The 18,812-nt window shown below is 66.6% G+C and carries 19 protein-coding genes, 1 tRNA gene and 1 other RNA gene; 10 read left to right on the top strand and 11 right to left on the bottom strand.

From position 1 onward, the window contains the following. Window positions 1–54 precede the first annotated feature (54 nt). The 3 genes from QX204_RS33490 to QX204_RS33480 all read right to left on the bottom strand — a co-directional run bounded on the left by QX204_RS33490 (window position 55) and on the right by QX204_RS33480 (window position 3,090). On the bottom strand, window positions 55–1,335 hold the full coding sequence (locus tag QX204_RS33490) for an ROK family transcriptional regulator (protein WP_301904458.1): 1,281 nt from the start codon (window positions 1,333–1,335) through the stop codon (window positions 55–57). Between the two features lie 366 nt (window positions 1,336–1,701). After that, entirely contained in the window at window positions 1,702–2,406 is a 705-nt protein-coding gene (locus tag QX204_RS33485) for a DUF8020 domain-containing protein (protein ID WP_301904457.1), read from the bottom strand. A 105-nt stretch (window positions 2,407–2,511) separates the two neighbouring features. After that, window positions 2,512–3,090 (bottom strand): HhH-GPD-type base excision DNA repair protein, encoded by a 579-nt coding sequence (locus QX204_RS33480; protein ID WP_062990223.1) that lies wholly within the window; start codon window positions 3,088–3,090, stop codon window positions 2,512–2,514. Window positions 3,091–3,166: 76 nt separating this feature from the next. On the opposite strand from QX204_RS33480, the gene QX204_RS33475 reads away from it, so the two are divergent. After that, the gene (locus tag QX204_RS33475; RefSeq protein WP_301904454.1) at window positions 3,167–3,973 is read left to right on the top strand and encodes a methyltransferase domain-containing protein; all 807 of its coding nucleotides are present in this window, start codon (window positions 3,167–3,169) and stop codon (window positions 3,971–3,973) included. Window positions 3,974–4,140: 167 nt separating this feature from the next. On the opposite strand, the gene QX204_RS33470 is transcribed toward QX204_RS33475, so the two are convergent. The 3 genes from QX204_RS33470 to QX204_RS33460 form a co-directional block, all read right to left on the bottom strand. Beyond that, window positions 4,141–5,427 (bottom strand): aspartate aminotransferase type Ic, encoded by a 1,287-nt coding sequence (locus tag QX204_RS33470; protein WP_062990227.1) that lies wholly within the window; start codon window positions 5,425–5,427, stop codon window positions 4,141–4,143. A gap of 168 nt (window positions 5,428–5,595) precedes the next feature. Continuing rightward, window positions 5,596–5,690: signal recognition particle sRNA small type (gene ffs / locus QX204_RS33465), an RNA gene on the bottom strand. Between the two features lie 26 nt (window positions 5,691–5,716). Beyond that, complete coding sequence (locus QX204_RS33460; protein ID WP_301904453.1) at window positions 5,717–6,289, bottom strand: TetR/AcrR family transcriptional regulator; 573 nt, start codon at window positions 6,287–6,289, stop codon at window positions 5,717–5,719. A gap of 153 nt (window positions 6,290–6,442) precedes the next feature. On the opposite strand from QX204_RS33460, the gene QX204_RS33455 reads away from it, so the two are divergent. The 3 genes from QX204_RS33455 (at window position 6,443) to QX204_RS33445 (ending at window position 8,271) form a co-directional block, all read left to right on the top strand. Further along, window positions 6,443–7,426: a hypothetical protein gene (locus tag QX204_RS33455; protein WP_301904451.1), complete on the top strand. Its 984-nt coding sequence runs from the start codon at window positions 6,443–6,445 to the stop codon at window positions 7,424–7,426. A 67-nt stretch (window positions 7,427–7,493) separates the two neighbouring features. Then, window positions 7,494–7,578 (top strand) — tRNA-Ser (locus tag QX204_RS33450). Window positions 7,579–7,842: 264 nt separating this feature from the next. Next, window positions 7,843–8,271 (top strand): DUF5994 family protein, encoded by a 429-nt coding sequence (locus QX204_RS33445; RefSeq protein ID WP_301904449.1) that lies wholly within the window; start codon window positions 7,843–7,845, stop codon window positions 8,269–8,271. A gap of 21 nt (window positions 8,272–8,292) precedes the next feature. Here the strand turns inward: QX204_RS33445 and QX204_RS33440 are convergent, their stop codons facing one another. Continuing rightward, window positions 8,293–9,744, bottom strand: a complete 1,452-nt coding sequence (locus tag QX204_RS33440) for a threonine/serine exporter family protein (RefSeq protein ID WP_301904448.1) — start codon at window positions 9,742–9,744, stop codon at window positions 8,293–8,295. Between the two features lie 348 nt (window positions 9,745–10,092). Between QX204_RS33440 and QX204_RS33435 the strand changes: the two genes are divergently transcribed. Together QX204_RS33435 and QX204_RS33430 are read left to right on the top strand one after the other, a co-directional pair. Beyond that, complete coding sequence (locus tag QX204_RS33435; RefSeq protein ID WP_301904447.1) at window positions 10,093–10,737, top strand: helix-turn-helix domain-containing protein; 645 nt, start codon at window positions 10,093–10,095, stop codon at window positions 10,735–10,737. A gap of 266 nt (window positions 10,738–11,003) precedes the next feature. Further along, window positions 11,004–11,486, top strand: coding sequence for a helix-turn-helix domain-containing protein (locus QX204_RS33430; protein WP_301904446.1), 483 nt, complete (start codon window positions 11,004–11,006; stop codon window positions 11,484–11,486). Between the two features lie 24 nt (window positions 11,487–11,510). On the opposite strand, the gene QX204_RS33425 is transcribed toward QX204_RS33430, so the two are convergent. After that, window positions 11,511–12,941 (bottom strand): WS/DGAT domain-containing protein, encoded by a 1,431-nt coding sequence (locus tag QX204_RS33425; RefSeq protein ID WP_301904445.1) that lies wholly within the window; start codon window positions 12,939–12,941, stop codon window positions 11,511–11,513. A 96-nt stretch (window positions 12,942–13,037) separates the two neighbouring features. Further along, window positions 13,038–13,247, bottom strand: a complete 210-nt coding sequence (locus QX204_RS33420; protein ID WP_301904444.1) for a DUF397 domain-containing protein — start codon at window positions 13,245–13,247, stop codon at window positions 13,038–13,040. A gap of 422 nt (window positions 13,248–13,669) precedes the next feature. Here QX204_RS33420 and QX204_RS33415 point away from each other — a divergent pair, with 422 nt between their 5' ends. Genes QX204_RS33415 through QX204_RS33405 form a run of 3 tightly spaced genes read left to right on the top strand, consistent with a single transcriptional unit; the run spans window position 13,670 to window position 15,853 of the window. Then, window positions 13,670–14,155, top strand: coding sequence for a DUF309 domain-containing protein (locus QX204_RS33415; protein WP_301904443.1), 486 nt, complete (start codon window positions 13,670–13,672; stop codon window positions 14,153–14,155). A gap of 9 nt (window positions 14,156–14,164) precedes the next feature. After that, a complete protein-coding gene (gluQRS, locus tag QX204_RS33410; RefSeq protein WP_301904441.1) occupies window positions 14,165–15,085 on the top strand; it encodes a tRNA glutamyl-Q(34) synthetase GluQRS in 921 nt (306 codons plus the stop codon). A 45-nt stretch (window positions 15,086–15,130) separates the two neighbouring features. Next, entirely contained in the window at window positions 15,131–15,853 is a 723-nt protein-coding gene (locus QX204_RS33405) for an RDD family protein (RefSeq protein WP_301904440.1), read from the top strand. A gap of 68 nt (window positions 15,854–15,921) precedes the next feature. Here the strand turns inward: QX204_RS33405 and QX204_RS33400 are convergent, their stop codons facing one another. Further along, entirely contained in the window at window positions 15,922–16,515 is a 594-nt protein-coding gene (locus tag QX204_RS33400; RefSeq protein WP_301904439.1) for a DUF4190 domain-containing protein, read from the bottom strand. A 202-nt stretch (window positions 16,516–16,717) separates the two neighbouring features. On the opposite strand from QX204_RS33400, the gene QX204_RS33395 reads away from it, so the two are divergent. After that, the gene (locus QX204_RS33395; protein ID WP_056822071.1) at window positions 16,718–17,491 is read left to right on the top strand and encodes a queuosine precursor transporter; all 774 of its coding nucleotides are present in this window, start codon (window positions 16,718–16,720) and stop codon (window positions 17,489–17,491) included. Window positions 17,492–17,527: 36 nt separating this feature from the next. On the opposite strand, the gene tgt is transcribed toward QX204_RS33395, so the two are convergent. After that, window positions 17,528–18,781, bottom strand: a complete 1,254-nt coding sequence (gene tgt / locus QX204_RS33390) for a tRNA guanosine(34) transglycosylase Tgt (RefSeq protein ID WP_301904438.1) — start codon at window positions 18,779–18,781, stop codon at window positions 17,528–17,530. Between the last annotated feature and the right edge of the window lie 31 nt (window positions 18,782–18,812).

Raw genomic sequence — 18,812 nt, 5'->3', positions numbered from 1 at the left:
CGAAACGCCCCGCGACTCTTGACGAGTCGCGGGGCGCTTCTTTGTCCCGGTTTCCTAGACCCGACGAATAGCCGCCAGCGGGTCGGCGTACAGCGCGCTCAGCGACGTGACCACCGCGGCGAATTCCTGTACCTTGCCGCCGAATCCACTGATCCGGATATCCGTGGCCGCCAACTGCGTACTCTGCGAGAACGCCCTGGCCACATGCCCCAGCGCGGGTCGGTAACCCGTAAATGCCTGTCCGCCCAAGACGACTCGGTCCGGGTTGAGCATGTCCCGAACCAGCGCGACGGTCTGCCCGAGCATCGTCGCCCGCTCGGCGAGCAATTCCCGCGCCGATTCGGACCCGGACTCAGCGGCCCGATACAGATCGTTGATCGTGGTGCCCGCGGTCCCGTTGTGCGCCGGGATGATTCCGCGACCGACAGCCCGAGCTTGCAGCGCCCGGTCGCCGACGGTCACTTCCAAGCACCCACGCCGGCCGCACGTGCACTGCACATCGGACCCCGTCGGCAGGTGCGCGATCGACCCAGGCCCGTTGCTCGGCGTATGCACCCGACCGTCGAGAGTCACGGCGATGCCCGCGGTCTCACGGACATAGAAGTAGAGGCTGCTGCCGTGCTGAACAGCGGGAAGTTCGGTATCGGGCTCGGGCCGACGAGCATCGAAGGTCGGCAGCAGCAGCTCCGAAGCCGCCATCGCCTCGACGTGCGGTGCGACGGAAACCGGCAGCTCGAGCACATCACCGAGGACCTGCCCGATCGGCGCGCCCTTCCATTCCAGCTTCGGATGGTCGACCACACCGCTCTGCGGATCCACCCGGCCACCGATGGCGACACCGGCCCACAGCGGGGTTCGCCGGTGCCAGCGCTGCAGGAACGCCTTGGCGCTGCGAGCGACGGTGGTGACCGCGAAATCCTGCCCGGTCTGCGGCGTCGCGATGGCGAGCCCACCGAGGATGCGCCCACGCAGATCAGCGGCGACGATCTTCGTCGCCTCGGCACCGATATGGATGCCGAGCGTCAGATAGGCGTCGTGATCGATCTCGAACGGCACCCGCGGCCTGCCGACGGCACCCGCGGCGGTCAGATCGGGCCGCTCACGCAGCAGCCCCGCCGAAAGCAGCGACGCCACTTGACGATTCACGGTGGCGATACTCAACCCCGTTGCTCGCGCGGCGTTGTCACGCGAGACGGGACCCGAAGCGGCGGTGCGCAGCACAGCGGCGGCGGGGTTGTCGCTACGACGCAGCTCCGGCGGCACAACGGGGCGGGATACACGAGGACGAGCGGCGCCCGTCCGGGAGGCGGGGCGATCGATGATGGGAGCAGACATATGAAGTTCCTTGCCAAAAAATCCCGTTATCTCAACGGAATTGCCTACACGTGGGGCGTGGCAGCTCGCGAACCTGAGGGGATCAGCTGCAGTAGCAGGAACGACACAGTTCGCGCGTCAACGGCAACCGCAAGCCCAGAGCGGCGGTCACGTAGGTGACCCGCTGGGCGGACAGACGGTTGCTGGACATAACAATCAAGTTAACACCGAATCCCGACCCATCCAACCCAAACCGGCGAATTGTGCGCTGCGGCACATCATCGCCGCAGGTCAGCGGGACCCATGACAGGCGCAATGGGTATCAACGGTAAAACCCCCCGCGGGAAACCGAAGTTCCCGCAGGGGGTTTCGACGATCCGGTCGGATCTACTTGGCCGGCGCGTTGAAGGGCGCGGAGATCGTGGAGAAGTACTGGATCGCAGCACCGATCGCCACCGGGGCGGTGATGAAGATCTGGCCCAGGATGACGCCGAGGGCACCGATCGTGGTGGCGCCGACGACGCAGCCGCCGATGCCGCCGGGGAGGGCGCCGAAGATCGCGCCGAGCACGCCACCGGCGACAAGGCCGCCCGCGGCACCCGCGACGCAACCGATCGCGGCGCCACCGAGGCCACCGGCCAGCGTGCCGATAGCAGCACCGAGCGAGATGGTGGAGGTCAGACGGCTCCAGGCAGCCTGCTCACGCTCGTACTCGGTCTTCCAGGGAGCCTTGTCCTCGTAGGGGAGGGCGACCGGCTTGTAGACAGCCTTGGCCGGGTCCAGCTGCGGGGTCAGGGTCGCGGTGTTGCCCGAGATCTCGGCCGCGATCGGCAGCTCGAACTCGTCGAGGCGGAAGCTCAGGGCCGTGCCCGCGACCGTCGCGCCGTTCGTGGCCTTGATCTTGAAGACGCCGTCTTCGACGACCAGCGAGCCGGCATCGGTGGTGATGACGGCCTTGGATTCGTCGACGACCTCGGCGGTGTAGTTGATCGGGGCGGCTTCCTCGGCCGGCGCGGCGTTCACGGTGCCTGCCGTGATGCCGGTGGCCACGGTCAGGAGCGCCGCGACAACAGCGAACTTCCTCATCTTCATAAAACTGCCAATCCCTCATCCGTTGTGGAGCTGTTCGAGAAACAAGCTTCGAGCAGATCCACCCCGGTGACGAGGGATAAAAGCAACCGGATCGTAACTAGTAATTCACCCCGCGGTTTTCGCCGCCGCTTTGGCCTGCTTCTTGAATTCCCTTACTTCCGATAACGTTTCGGCATCGACGACATCGGCGACCGAACGGCGCGATCCGTCGTCGCCGTAGGATCCGGCCGCTTTTCGCCAGCCGTCCGGTTGCACTCCACGTTGTTTGCCGAGCAGCGCGAGAAAAATCTTCGCCTTCTGCGCCCCGAACCCCGGCAGGTCCTGCAATCGGCGCAGCACCTCTTTGCCGTCGGGGTCGCCCGCGGTCCATATCTGCGCAGGTACACCGTCATAATGCTCGATCACGTACTGGGCGAGCGCCTGCGCCCGCCGCGCCATCGACCGCCCATAGCGGTGAATCGCGGGCGGGGTGGCCGCGAGTTCCTCGAATTCGGCCGGATCCGCTTCGGCGATCCGGTGCAGATCGAATCCGCCCATACGCTCGGCGAGTTTGCGCGGCCCACGAAACGCGTGCTCCATCGGGTACTGCTGGTCGAGCAACATCCCCACCAGCAGCGCGAAATCGTCGGTGCTGAGTAGTTCGTCGGCCTCGGATTCCTGCGCGAGGCACAGCGTGCGAGTCATACATTCATCGTGACACATTTCACCAGTAGCCTCTGAGTCCATGCTCCCGAGGACTGCTCCCACACTGGCGGTGCGTATGACCGACTACACCCCACGCCCGGCCCGCTTCGACCAAGCGGGCCAGGATCAGCTGATCGACGCCCATGATCTGGAAGTCACCCGACCCGGAATGCGCGCGCTGGGCGCCTGGAGTCACAGCGCGCTGGCGCTGCGGCCCGGTGAGAGCGCTCTCGATGTCGGGTCGGGCACCGGATCGGAGGTATTCACCTTCGCCGAGGAACTCGGGCCCAACGGCACCGCGGTCGGCGTCGAGCCGGACCCGCACCTGCTGGCCGCAGCGCAGCGCCGCGCGGTCGAGTCCGGGTCGAGGGCGGCGTTCGTCTCCGGTGACGCCTACGGCCTGCCGTTCGGCAGCGACACCTTCGACGCGGTGCTGTGCGAGCGGGTGTTCCAGCATCTCACCGCACCCGCGCGAGCGGCGGCCGAGATCGCCAGGGTGCTGCGACCCGGCGGGCGCGCGGTGGTGGTGGACTGCGATTGGGCGACCGCGATCGTCCATCCCGGCAACCCGCGGGTGGTGAGCGCGGTAATCGACACCCTGATCTCCTCGACCACCAATCCGCTGTCGGGTCGCCGCCTCGCCGGGCTGCTCACCGGGACCGGACTGGTGGTCGACGAGATCGGCTCGCACGCGCTGGTGCAGGACCGCGCGGTCGGCGCGGGCGCGCTGGTGCGCCGGATCGCGGACCTCGCGGTCCTGCGCGGCGTGATCACCGCGACCGAACGCGACCAACTCCTCGCCGACCTACGAACAGGCGCGGACCGCGGCGACATCCACATCTCCGTCACCCTGTTCGGCGCCTTGGTCCACAAACCGACCTGAGTCCGGCCCGTACACCTTCCCTGGAAGGTCCCACCTATGTGTCCTTATCAAGAGCGGGGCCCGCCCTGATCTGGACTGAGTGGAGGGTGCGACGAAGGAGTGCCCGGAGGGAGGGAAGATCAGGGGCCCGAAGGGCCCCGCCTCGAGCGCGCCAGCGCTCCTACAGTTCAGCTCTCGAGCAGCTTTTCGGTCGCTGCGAGCAGCACGCAGGTCGCCAATCCGTCCATCGCCTTCTCCAGCTCCGGCAGCCGCGGGAAGCTGGGGGCGATGCGGATGTTCTTGTCCTCGGGATCCTTGCTGTACGGGAAGGCCGAGCCCGCGGCGGTGAGCGCGATGCCGGCTTCCTTGGCCAGCGCGATCACCCGAGCCGCGGTGCCGTCGAGCACATCGAGGCTGATGAAGTAGCCGCCCTTGGGTTCGGTCCACGACGCCACCTTCGAGGCGCCGAGGCGGTCTTCCAGAATGCGGCGCACGAGCGCGAACTTGGGTTCGAGCAGCGCGCGGTGCTTCTGCATGTGTTCACGCACGCCTTCGGCATCGGTGAAGAAGCGCAGGTGCCGCAGCTGGTTGAGCTTGTCGGGGCCGATGCTCTTCTTCGAGGCATGCGACAGGTACCAGTCGATATTGGCCTGCGACGCTCCGAAGAAGCTCACGCCCGCACCGGCGAAGGTGATCTTGGAGGTCGACGCGAACACCAGCGGCCGGTTCGGGTTGCCCGCCGCCTCGGCCAGGCCGAGTACGTCGATCACCGGGGCCGCGGTATCGGTGAGCGGGTGCACCGCGTAGGCGTTGTCCCAGAACAGGCGGAAGTCCGGCGCGGCGGCGGGCATCGAAACCAGCTCGCGGACAACCTCTTCGGAGTAGACGACACCGGTGGGGTTGGAGTAGTTCGGCACCGCCCACAGGCCCTTGATCTGCGGATCGTTCGCCAGTAGCGTCGCGATGGCGTGGGTGTCGGGGCCGTCGTGGCGCATCGGGATGGTGATCATCTCGATGCCGAGCGCCTCGGTGATGGCGAAGTGACGGTCGTAGCCGGGGGCAGGACACAACCACTTGATCGGCTCGTCGGCCCAGCGGCGCGGGGAGTCGGGGGTGCCGTAGAGCATCGAGAACACGATGAGGTCGTGCATGATCTCGAGGCTGGCGTTGTTGCCCGCCAGCAGCCGCTCGACCGGGATGCCGAGCAGTTCGCCGAAGATCGCGCGCAGTTCCGGCAGGCCGGTGAGGCCGCCGTAGTTGCGGCAGTCGGTGCCCGAGCTGTCGCGGAAGTCACCGTCGCCAGGCAGGGAGAGCAGCGATACGGACAGGTCGAGTTGTTCCGGCGACGGCTTACCTCGGGTGAGATCCAGCGTGAGCTTCTCGGTTCTGAGCGTCGCGTAATTCGCGGTCTGGGACTCGTGCTCGGACACGAGTTCCTCGTGGCTCATCAAACCGATCTGCGTTTGCCGGGGCATCCTGGGCAGCCTTTCGAAGCAGCAAGGGGGGTGTGCACGCTGCGCGTGCTGACTTCCGCAACGTTACCCGGCGGCTGCTCGGAATCGGTGGGGTATCCGTACCCGGATCAGGCTCGCACGCTGCGAAGGTGCGTAGGCCGATCAGTCGGAGAAGGGTCCCCCGGAAACTAAAGGGGACCCCGCGCACCCGGCAGAGCCCGTTGACCCTTGCTGCCTTCCGGCCCTGGGGGAGTTCACAGGATGCTCGCCGCGCGGGATCCGTCGGCCAGTGTAGCGGTAGTTCTGCCTACTAGCGATTCCGGTCTTCGAACAGCAGGTCGGCGGCCCGCGTGAGCACCTCGACGCGGGTGCGGCCCTCGTGATCGGCGGCGAGGAAGTGGCTGCCGATGGTGGCGCAGAAGGCGAGCAGGCTCCTGGCTTCCACCTCGTCGGGATCTTCGCAGAACACGCCGATTGTCTCGCGCAGCAACGCCATTCGCTTGTTGTCGACGCGGCGCAGGCGTTCGGCGACGTCGTCGTCGCGGCGAGCCCAGTCGCGGATCGCCAGGTCGATCGGGAGCAGACGATGACTGGAGAACGTGAGCAGCCCGGCCACGCGCGCCTTGGTCTTCGGGTCGAGGCCCGCGTGCTCGACGTGGTCGAGCACCTGATCGGTCGCCTCGTTCTCCCATACGTCGAGCATCGCGGTGAGCAGCGCGTCGCGGTCGGCGAAGTAGCCGTAGAACCCGCCCTTGGTCACGCCGATGCGTTTGGCCAGCGCCTCGATCCGGACCGCGTCGACGCCCGAGGACGCCAGCACGGCCAGACCTTCCTCGACCCATCTGATCCGGGGAGTTCGCGCGGTACCCACGACGTGTTCCACCTCATATCCATCGACGACGACCACACCCGACCAGTCGATCCTCGAGTGTACGCAGCCGTATAACCGCCGCCCCGTCGGTGACGCTGGCTACGATCTATCCGATATCGGCAGCGGGGGGTTCCGGTTCCCCATGACTGGAGAGGGGGCCCGCTCGTGACCGGCCCGAATCAACAACCACCCGGCGACGGTGTGCCGCCGTCCGATCCCACTGTCGCGTGGTGGGAACGGCCAGGCGAAGGCGCAGGTCAGAACCCCGCACAAGCCGACCCGACCGTGCTGCGCGGCAATATCGGCGCGCCCGGTCCGTACACCGCACCGCCCACGCCGTATCAAAGCGGCGCGAACCCACAGCCGTACACCGCCCCGCCCGGGCCCTACCAGAGCGGCGCGAACCCCCAGCCGTACCCGCAGCAGTACGCGCATCCGCAAGCCGGCGCTTATCAGGCGCCGCAGCCGCAGTGGGGCGCACCTCCGCCGCGGCCGCCCTCGTCGGGCAACAAGGCGGTGTGGTGGATCGTCGGCGGCGCCATCGTCGCGGTCGGCGCGCTCGTGATCGGGTTGATCGCGTTCACGGCCAACAAAGTCGACGACAACCCCTTCGGACCCGATCCGGACAAGTGGGCGGGCAGCTACGTCTACAAGGACGGCAAGAACGCCTGCGACCTGGTCGATCTCACGGTGCTGAACCAATGGTCGTCCACCCGTGAGACGACCACCCACACTGAGCGCGGACCGTCGGAGTACATCGGTGGCGGCTCCTACGACTGTGACGCCAAGAACAAGGAGTCGGGCCGCAACGCCAACGACGCGAGCCTGGGGCTCGAGGTCGAGTTCAAGACCGAGAGCGAGACCGAGTCCGACTACGCGCGCTGGAAGGGCTACGACACCAAGACCACCGGCAAGGACTACGACCACGGCCCGGTGAGCGGTCTCGGCACGGAGGCGTACTACGCCAGCGAGCAGCACACCTACGGTTCCATCCCGAGCGATTACTCCGTCGTGGTGGCCGCGCACGACAGCAATATCTCGGTGAAGGTGGAGATCGAGGTGTCGACGATGCGCACCGTCGACAAGGCGGCCATGCGCACCGCCGCCGAGACGCAGGTCCGCAAGGTGCTGGCAGCTTTGAAGAAGTAGCAGGTCAGAACCCGTCGCAGGGGGCCGGTTTGGCATCGACCCCCTGCAACCCGCTATGCTGCTCCACGGAGGATTCGCCTAGTGGCCTATGGCGCTCGCCTGGAACGCGGGTTGGGTTAACGCCCTCAGGGGTTCAAATCCCCTATCCTCCGCAACAGCAGGGCCCTGATCGGTTCGCCGGTCGGGGCCCTGTTCGTTTAATCGGTGGATCTGTCAGTGGGCTTCCGTAGAGTGAGCCCCGATGGTGCGGGAGACCCCCACCACACCCACATACCGTCGTCGCCGCCCCCAAAACTTACGTGCGTGCCGACACAGTCCAGTGGGTACCCAGCCTTCGCGCCGGTCCGAGTTCGGACCGCGCCGATCGGTGCCGCGAGCGGCGTCGATCGCACAGAAATCAGAAAGTAAACGACGAAGTGAATACATCACCTGAAACGAGCATCGGGCGCGATGCGTCCGGGCAGATCCGGCTGATGCTGCGTGACCGCACAGCCACCACCGGGCCGATCGACGGCGCCTGGTGGCCGCGAACCGACCAGCCGATGACCGAGTTGCACCAGTTGGTGGCCGCGGTCGGACCGCGGATCGGCAAGCTGGCCCGGCTCGGATTCGACTGGACCGCCGGTGAATCCGGCGACAGCACCGCTCGCAACGACCAGGCCGCGCGCATCATGCACGTGGTCGGCAGCAACGGCGCCGCGCTCGCGCTGCTGGTCATCCCCGCGGCCACCGAGGCGCCCGCGGCCCGCAGCCAGATGCGCTGGGCGGCAGGCAAGCCGCGCATCCAGGACCCGGCGCCCGCCGACACCGCGGCCGACGGGCCTCGCACCCTCGTGCAGATCTGAACCACCGGCGTACCGGTCCTTTCATCGGTCGCTGGTGTAGGTCGGATCGAAGTCGCGCGGCGCACCGCGGCGGCTCAGCAAGCGGTCGAACCATTCACCGAGAATGACGCCCGCGGCCAGCGCGCAACCGACACCGAACGCACCGAGGATCTGCCCGAACCCCAGCAGCGTTTCGTCCTCGAGCAGGGCGTACAGCCCGCGATACACCTTCAGACCCGGCAGCAGCGGTGTGATTCCGGCGGCCGCGACGACCAGCGGCGGCGTGAGCGCGCGACGCGCCATCAGACCACCGGCGAGACCGATCAGCGTCGCCGCCAGCCCCGCGGCCACCACCGGCCCGAAGCCGATGTCCTGCGCGCCGAGGAAGGCCAAGATGCCGCCCGCGCCGCTGAGCCCGGCCGCGACCAGCGCCCGCCGCTCGGCATAACAGGCCAGCGCGAACGCGATCGCCGCGACGGCACCGGCGATCAGTTTGATCGGCAGATATTCGATGTCGCGACCGGCGCCCGCCGCGATCTCCGGCACCGCGATCCCCATCATCGTCGAAATACGCAGCGCCAAACCGATACCCGCGACGATGCCGGCGGTCATCATCACCACTTCGAGCATGCGGGCCGCGGCGGTGATCGGCGCGCCGGTGATCGCGTCCTGTACCGAACCGACCAACTGCAGACCCGACAGCAGCACCGTGATCCCCGCGGCCACGATCAGCGCGGCATCGGCCCGCCAGTGGTCACTGAACGCGGCGAGCGCGATGGCAGGGGCGGCGGCGATGACACCGCCGATCATGTGCTGGAAGAACAACGGCAGACCGAGCTGATGCAGCACCCGGTTCACCACATCGATCACCGCGGTGGTCGCGAAACTGATGGCGGCGAGCATGAACCCACCACCGAGCAGCACCGCGATCGCCGCCGCGAGCAACGACCAGCCCGCCGTCGACACCCAGCGCGGATAGGGGTGCCGTGACGAGATGAGCTCGTCGAGGGCGGCGTGCGCCTGGTCGACGGGCACGATCTGGCTGCGGATGCGTCGGGTGAGCCGGTCGACCGCGGCCAGTCGGGTGAAGTCGAGCGAGCGGTACTTCACCACCCGCATATCGCTGGCCGGCGGCAGTCGCGGTCCTCGGTCGGCCCAGATGCGGATCGCGTCGAAGGTGACATCGATATCGCAGCTGTTGAGACCGTAGGTGGAAGCGATGAAGCGGACCTGCGCGGTGGTGTCGCCGACACCGGTGCCCGCCGCGAGCACGACCTCCCCCACCCGCACCGCCAGATCGAGGACCTGCGACACCTCGGCGTCGTCGGACAGATCGATCGGCTGCAGCGGGGTGGGTGCGGCGACGATGTTGTCGGCGGTGGCGCGCTGCGACGGCAGCACGAACGGTCGGTGCAACCGCCACCACCGGCGGCGCAGACCTGGGCGTTCGATAATCGTGGCGCCGTCGCCTTCCGCCAGGGGGTCCGCACTCATACCTCGACGGTAACGGCGATCGCAGCGCCTTCGCCGTCTCGCAACCAGTTCGTCAACTTGTCGGGCCCGCTGACCTGGAGTTCGCCCTCAGATGTCGTCGATCAGTCCGGTGCTGTAGGCCGTCGCGGCCAGGTGCTGGAGGCAGCGAGGGCCACAGCCATTGTGCTGAGTCAGCACGAAACGGGCCTGCTGGAGCGAAGAAATGGAAGAATCGGCCACACAGTCGGCATGTGCGGCGCGCCAGTGGTCTTCGTGACGGAGGACGGCGGCCCGCGATATCGGCGGGTCTGGTGCGGATGTGTCCAGCAGGGTGTGACGGGAGGGGCAGGCAATGGAGGCGATGACTGTATGAACACCGGGACGGGGAAGGTGATCCAGGAGCGGCGCAGGCTGCTCGGGCTCTCGCAGCCCGCGCTGGCCACCGCGATCGGGGTGAGCTCGCGCCAGATCACCAGGTACGAGTCCGAAGAGCAATCGCCGACGCTGCCGGTCGCGGTCCGCTTGGCCGACGCGCTGCAGGTCTCGCTGGCGGAGCTCGCCGGCATCGTGGACAACCGCGTCGACCTGGCGGGTCACTGGTGGGCAGCCTGGCAGAAACCGGCGAACCACCCGGACGAGGTCGAGGTAGCGGCGGTGACCATTCGGCACGAGGGCGACCATCTGATGCTCGACTCGGCCGCCGAATCGCCTGCGCCTGAATCGGACCCGATCACCCAGGTGCGTGGCGAGATGCGGGTCTGGGAGGGCGAGGCGCTCACCGGCTGGGTGCGCGGCATGGATATCGCCTTCCCGGTCGGCACCATCTATTACTCGCTCCATCCCCAGGGTGCTCATGCCGTCGGCTCGTGGACGACGAAATCGGGCCCCGACGGTCTGGTGCGCGGCTGGAGCGTCCTGGCGCGGGAGAAGTCCGACGCCGAAAAGCTTCTGGCGGAAATGCTGCGCACCGACGGCAGTGTCGAGTCGTGGCCCGGCCCCTCTCGCTCGGCCTGAAGCCGCCGCCGGATCTCGGCGACGCTCGGACGCCCGTCGTCCTCGGGCGGCAGCAGTAGTAGGTAGCGGCACAGCGCCCCGAATACCAACAGCCCCAGAGCAATCCACAGAAAGATCTCCATCGGTTCCCCTCCGAACGAGTCAGTGCTTGCACGAGTGGCGCGGTATTGTGGCTTCTGAGCCGCCACGAGAAGTATGGTCGCCGTCAAGACCTTTTGGACAGCAAAAAGCGTCTACAAACGTCTACAGTTCTCTACGATGAGTCCATGTCCAGTCGGGGCGAGCAGGGGAACGGCATCGTCGGAGCTCGGTTGCGGCGACTGCGGGAAGAGGCGGGGTTGTCATTGGCCGCGTTGGCCACTCGCGTTCCGTACAGCAGGGCGGCGCTCGGCCACTACGAAACCGGTGCGCGAGCAGCATCTTTCGAGGTGATCGCCTGGTACGAGCGGGTACACGCGCAATCGAAGCCCGCGCTACCCGGCACTCGCCGACGTGATCCGCGAGCCGCCGACGCCGCACTCGCGGCCGCGATCGCCGCCGCACACCGAACGGGCCCGCTCATCGAGATCGGACGACCACACCAGGGAGACAGCGGAACCGGATACTTCTGCCCATTCCGGATCGACGGCGTGATCGAGGGCGAAGCCGCGGGAACCGATGCGGCGACGGCTGTGCGCTCGGCGCTGCTCGCGGTGGGCGCCGAGCTGAACCGGGCGGGAAACAGCTCCGGCCCCGGACGAATTCGGTGACATCGGACGCGCGGTGATCCCTGCTCAGCGGTGCGCGGCGACGACCCTGTCCAGCGACTCGGCCAGAAGTCGCAGGTAGCGGTCGGGATCGGGTATCACCTGTGGATCGGAATGTACGGACAGCGTGATGGTTTCACCGATTCCGTGCACCCCGTGGGTGAGATGCATGACGCTACCGAGGGCGGGGAAACCACCGGTGAACAGGACCGGGCCACCGGCGAAGGCGAGATCGTCCTGGCCGCGGTAGACGCTGGAGACGACGGTGTTGCCGTCGAGCATCGCGGGAACGTCGTCCAGATCGGCGCGTTCGACATCACGCACCGCCAGCACAGCGGGAACCACCTCGCCGACTCGATCCTGCACGGAGAGCAGCGGATCGAGCGCCCGTTTGCGACGGGTGGCGAGGTCATCGGCGATGAGATTCGCGCGCAGACACAGGTCGAATTCGTCGATGTGCAGGTCGATGGACAGTCCGCGGTAGTTGTTGCGTGCCTTGCTCGGCGCCGGAAGAGCCATCGGTAGCGCCGTCCCGAGCCGTTCCGGTCGCTCACCGCGCTCGGCGAGGTAGTCGACCAGTGCGGACGAAATCGCCGTCAGTGCAACAACAGTGACGGTTTTACCCGGAATGCGTAGGTCGTCCACATCGACGACCAGCATTCGCACAGTGTGATCGGCGACCGGGGAGGCCGGATTCAGCGCACTCGGCGCGAATCCGGCTGCGGCCGCCGGGACTTCGCCCGCGGCCGTCCGGTCAGCCAATTCTCGCTGGGCCAGGTACGCGGCCCGCCCGCGCCACACGGTCGCGGCCAACTGTCCGGGAAAGCGCAGCACTCCAATCACTCTCGGATCTACCCGTCGCGCAATCCATCCACAGGTTTGTCCACAGGAATCCACAGGCGGTGTGGAAGTTTGGGCAGGTCCGACCGGGTGATATGCCGAGTTATCCACAGGCGCACCGGGTGTGCTGTGGACAACGGCATCATCCACAACCGTCCCGAAGAGCGCTCGCGCGATGGCAGCGGCACGGGTTCCGTCGGCGAGGGCGTGCGAAAGCTGCAGCACCACCACCACAACGGGCTCCGTCGATCGCGGGGCACCGTGGACCGCCCGGAAAACATGGATGCGCCAGGGATATTCGGTCGCGACGACGCCGGTACCCAGGAGTTCGCCCAGCTCCGCGAGCAACGCCTGCCATGACAGGCCGTCCGGGCGGTGGTGGATGAATTGCTGGGACGTGAATTCAGCCGGAACCCAGCGCGGATAGCCGAGATCGCCCGGTATCTGCTCCAACCGGATCCGCAGATCCGGAATGCGTGCGGCACGCGCGGCGACGAAATCACGGAGTTCGTCAGTGGCGGTATCGGTTTCGGCGAAAGAGTAGAGCAGGAACACGTCGTTGACGGTGCGGCGTGACAGCCAGTACATCGTCGCGTCACGCGCGGCCATCGTGGTCATCCGGCCACGATAGGCCACACCTCCGACGTCACTGAGAAGGCCCCGAGTCCGCTCGACTCGGGGCCGATGTTGCCCATTCGAGATGCATCTCGCGGCTCAGCCGCGTGTGAACTCTCCCGCGGTGACATCGGAGAGAAAAGCTCGCCACTGCCCTGGACCGAAGGCCAGCACGGGTCCGCGGCCGCGATCCTTGGTGTCGCGAACGGCGATTTCGCCGCCGGCGAGAAAAGCTACTTCGACGCAGTTCCCATCGGGTCCGCTGTAGGTGCTCTTCCGCCACACAGCGTCGGTCACATCAACTTCCACGGCACTTGCTCCTTTGGTTCATCGAGAAGGAGGGGATAACTCCTGGAATCGTTGCAAAATTCCGAAATCCGGCGCGACCGATGAGTTACTTCGTGGCACACAAGGCACTGCCACACGGCGCGCGCAACTGACCGGCACGAACCAGCGCATCGAGGCGTTTCCGCCTCCGGGGGCTGCCCCCGCGGAAGAAACACTAGCAGGTCTTCCGCAATGTTGCGGAAGAGAATTTGCTTTCTCATATCGTTTTGCCAAGCTTGCGAAGCCTCACGTTTGCGGGGGCATTGCCAGCCCCTCTTACCCATTCCTGATCCGGTTGACACATCCCCAATTACTTCCATGTGATTAGTCCGTGATACGTCAATTTCTCGAGCGTCCCAACAGTCACATGAGCACCATCGAGGGCGGGCGTGGATCATGGGGGAATGATCTCCCGTGACCGTGACACCGCAGGTCGTGCCCGTAACGACCGCCCCCGCGATCGACTCGGCCGACCGCTGCCTCCCGGCAGTGCCGGAGTCGCCCGAATACCCGACGATCTCGCACTGGGGCCCCAGCAAACTCTGACCTTCGCTCAGCAACTGCTGGACGACGGATTGGCATTCAATGCCCACGAGGTATTGGAGGCAGCGTGGAAGAACGGGCCGGTTGCCGAACGGATGCTCTGGCAGGGGCTGGCTCAATACGCCGTCGGGCTCACCCACATCCAGCGGGGCAACGCCAAAGGCGCGGGTACTCTGCTGCGTCGCGCGAGTGAGCGGCTCGGGTCCTATCCGGCGAATGCCCAGCAGCACGATGTCGACCGCGCCGGGCTCATCGCGCACGCGCAGGAGCTGCTCGTCGCGCTCGATACCGGTGACGCCATCGCCGAGGAACGGCTACGGACGCGGCTGTGCCGAGAGCCCACCTAGGATCGAGAGGTGCCAACCAGTCGAGGCGCGGGCCGCTACGCGCCGAGCCCTTCGGGCGAGCTGCACGTGGGAAACCTGCGTACCGCGGTGCTCGCCTGGCTTTTCGCGCGAACCTCGGAGCGTGAGTTCCTGATTCGTGTCGACGATCTGGACCGCGTTCGGCCCGGCGCCGCGCAACGCCAGCTCGACGACCTCGCCGCGATCGGTATCGATTGGGACGGCCCGGTGGTCTACCAATCCGACCGGCTGCCGGTCTACGCGGCCGCTGTCGCCGAACTCACCGCGGCCGGACGCACGTATGAATGCTTCTGCACCAGACGCGAAATCCAGCAGGCCGCCACCGCGCCGCACGGGCCGATGGGCGCCTACCCCGGCACCTGCCGTCAGCTGACCGAAGCCGAGCGCGCGGCCAAGCGGGCCGAAGGGCGCACCGGCGCAGTGCGATTGCGCGCCGAGGTCAGCGAGTACGAGATCACCGATCTGCTGCACGGCCGATATCGCGGCGCTGTCGACGATTTGGTGCTGCGCCGCGGCGACGGTATCCCCGCCTACAACCTCACCGTCGTCGTCGACGACGCCGCCCAAGGCGTCGACCAGGTGGTTCGCGGCGACGACCTCCTGCCGTCCACCCCGCGCCAGGCCTATCTCGCGGAACTGCTCGGACTCACCGCTCCGACCTACGCCCACGTACCGCTGGTGCTCAACGAAGAAGGCAAACGGCTCGCGAAACGTGACGGAGCCGTGAGCCTTTCGGATCAACGCGCCCTCGGTCACACTCCCGAGGACGTGGTGGCGGCGATCACGGAGTCCCTCGGATACACCGCGCGGACCACTGCCGAACTACGCGAAGTTTTCGACCCCACACGCATCCCTGAGAAACCGTGGATACTCGAGCCTATCGGGTTGTTCCGACCAGAGGGATGTCCGTAACGTACGCATTGACCGATCTAGAAGATCAATACGAGGACTGAGATTATGACCAGCGGTGGTTACGACCCCAACCAGTACCCGCAGGGCGGTCAGCCCGGCGGCTACGGCCAGGACCCCTACGGCCAGCAGCAGCCGCAGCCCGGCTACGGCCAGCAGCAGCCGTACGGCCAGCCCGGACACGGCGGGGCGCCCCAGCCCGGTTACGGCCAGCCGGACCCCTACGGTCAGCAGCAGCCGGCCTACGGGCAGGACCCGTACGGTCAGCAGCAGGGCTACCCGCAGCAGGGTCAGTACGGTCAGCCGCAGGGCCAGTACGGTCAGCAGCAGGGCTTCGGCGGCGTGCAGTCCGCGGACCTGGGAATCCGGATCGGTGCACGTCTGATCGATTACCTGATCGTCGGCATCCCCGTCGCGATCCTGCTCGGGCTCATCGTCGGCAGTGGCACCGGCGGCCAGATCATCACCACTCTGATCTTGTCGCTGGCCATCTACGGTTACTTCGTGGCCATGGAGGTCACGCAGAACGGTCAGACACTGGGCAAGAAGATCCTCGGCCTGCGCGTGCTCGCCCCCGGCGGTGCGCCGAGCCTGACGCCTGAGCAGTCTCTCAAGCGCAACCTGTTCACGATCGTCGGCCTGATCCCCTGCGTCGGTGGCCTCGTCAGCCTCGGCCTTGCCATCTACATCATGGTCACGATCAGCAACGACCCGAACAATCAGGGCTGGCACGACAAGTTCGCCGGCGGCACGCAGGTCGTCAAGGGCTGATACCTTCACCTGACGAAAAGCAGCAGGGGCGCTTCCGGATTCCGGAAGCGCCCCTGCTGCTTTCGACGTCAGTAGGTCGTGGACGAATCCAGGCCACCAGCGATGCCGAGCACCACGAAGAACAGGATGTAGAGGATCCAGCCCACGATCGCGGCGACACCGATCCAGATGCCTGCCTGCGCCATGCCCTTACCTTCGCCGCCGCGCTCCTTGATCTGGTTGAGCGCCATCACGCCGAGGATGATGCCGACGATCGCGCCGAGGCCACAGCTGCACAGGCCGATCAGCGAGGAGACCAGCGCGCCGATCGCCAGCCCGTTGGTGCCCTGCGGCTGCGGGTACTGCCCGTACGGCTGATAGGCACCCGCGGCCGGATAACCGCCGTAGGCAGGAGGCTGCCCGTAGGCGGGCGGCTGCTGGGGATACTGCGGCTGGCTGGGCTGCTGGTACTGCGGCTGCGACGGTGGCTGCTGCGGGTACTGCGGCTGCGAGGGTGGCGGCGCCGACTGCTGGGGATACTGCGGCGACGACGGGTATTGGGAAGGCTGCGACGGCTGGGCGGTCGGATTCTGCGGCACCGAACCCGGCGCGCCGGACTCCGGAGACACGCCGGAGCCGCCGTACTGCTTCCACCACTCGTCGGAATCGCCGGGATTCGTCATTGCTACAGGGTATTCCATCGGTGCCTTTTGAGCGCTGGTGCGCTCGAGTCGGGGCCCTTCGGGCCCCCGATCTTCCCTCCCTCCGGGTACTCCTTCGTCGCACCCTCCACTCAGTCCAGATCGGGGCGGGCCCCTCCGGGTAGTGATGTCGGGTTTGCCGGGTCCGGGTGGTGGGCGGGGTGTGTCTTGGGAGAATGGGGGCGTGACTGATACAAACTCGCTCGACAAACCAGCTGAATCTGGGCACCCCGCGCCGGAACATGCGGCATTCGCCCAGGTTGCGCGGGGGTTCTATCCGGTAATCGTCGCCCTGTTCACCGCGACGCTGATCATCTCCAACATCTGCGCCACCAAGGGCGTGGAGTTCTTCACCGACAGTTCGGTGATGCTCGGCCCGATCCAGATCCTGCCGATCGCGACCGACGGCGCCTTCTTCCTGTTCCCGCTGGCCTACATCCTCGGCGACGTGCTCAGCGAGGTCTACGGCTTCCGCGCCACCCGCCACGCCATCTACACCGGTTTCGGCGCACTGCTGCTCACCGTCGGCTGCTTCTATATCGCCATCCAGCTGCCCCCCGCCGGCTTCTACGAGAACCAGGAAGCCTTCCGCACGGTCCTCGGCACCACCCCCCAGCTGGTGCTCGCCGGTCTCGCCGGCTACTTCGTCGGCCAGTTGCTCAACTCGGCCACCCTGGTGCTGATCAAGGAGCGCACCAAGGAAAAGCACCTGTGGGCCCGCCTGATCGGTTCCACCGTCGTTGGCGAGTTCGCCGACACCCTGATCTTCTGCTCGATCGCCGCCACCGCCATCGGCATCAATACCTGGCAGTCGTTCATCAACTACGTCATCGTCGGCTTCCTGTGGAAGACCCTGTGCGAGGTGCTCGTCATGCCGATCACCTACCGCGTCATCGCCATCCTCAAGAAGACCGAACCGACCTACGCCCCGGCGAAGGTCGACGCACTCCACGACTAGTTCGCGGCGCCGGCGGCGGATCGGAAGGTCCGCCGCCTATTCCCCCGGCACCTTGATCCGTCCCCGCCACTGCCCCAAGAACTCCTTCTTGAACTCATCGAAGTACCCGCCCTCGATGCTGGCCCTGATCCGATCGACGAGCCGAATCGTGAAGCGCTCGTTGTGAATCGTGCACAGCGTCGCCGAGAGCATCTCCTTGGCCTTGAACAGGTGATGCAGGTAGGCGCGGGTGTAGTGCGCGCAGGTGTAGCAATCACAGTTCTCGTCGATCGGCGTGAAGTCCCGGCGGAACCGCGCGGTGTTGATATTGAAACGACCCTCGTCGACGTAGATCGCGGCATTGCGCGCCACCCGCGACGGATTGACACAGTCGAAGGTGTCGGCCCCGTTCTCGATCGCGGTGAACATGTCCTCCGGCTCACTGATCCCCAGCATGTGGCGCGGTTTGGACTCGGGCAGCTCATCACAGCACCACCCCACGGTCGTGCCGAGATTGTGCTTCTCCAGGGCGCCGCCGATGCCGTAGCCGTCGAATTCCGTTCCGCCGCTACCCCGGATCGTCTCCAGCTCACGACAAGCCTTGCGCCGCAGGTCCTCGTACTGCGCACCCTGGATCACCGCGAACAGCGCCTGGTACGGCCGATGACCGCGCGCGGCGGTGAGCCGTTCGTGTTCATCGATACAACGCTGTGCCCATTCGTGCGTGCGCTGCAACGACTTCTCTTGATAGCCGCGGGTATTCATCAGGGTGGTCAGCTCGTCGAAGGCGAACATGATGTCGGCCCCCAGCTGGTGCTGGATACCCATCGACACCTCGGGCGTGAATCGATGCTTCGAACCGTCCAGGTGCGAACGGAAGGTGACCCCGTCGTCGTCGACGGTGGCCAGCCGCTCCTTGCCCGCCGCGATCACCTGGTCGGATCGGATATCCACGGCCTCCATGGCGAGGACCTTCTTGAACCCGACCCCCAGCGACATCACCTGGAACCCACCGCTGTCGGTGAAGGTGGGCCCCGGCCAGTTCATGAACTTGCCGAGCCCACCCGCGTCGTCGACCACATCGGAGCCGGGCTGCAGGTACAGGTGATAGGCATTGGCCAGCAGCGCCTGTGCCCCGATCTCCTTCATCGTCTCCGGCAGGACGGCCTTCACCGACGCCTTCGTCCCCACCGGGATGAAGGCGGGCGTGGCGATCTCACCGTGTGGGGTGCCGATCACCCCGGTCCGACCATGCCTGCCCCCGTCGAGACGGGTGCCTACTTCGAAGGAGAACTCACTGCTGTCGGCCACGGCCCCATCGTGCCAGGGCGAAGACGGCGGT

Source organism: Nocardia sp. PE-7, from assembly GCF_030486425.1.
GTDB classification, from domain to species: Bacteria; Actinomycetota; Actinomycetes; order Mycobacteriales; family Mycobacteriaceae; genus Nocardia; species Nocardia salmonicida_A.
This window is presented reverse-complemented; position numbering and strand designations above follow the sequence as displayed.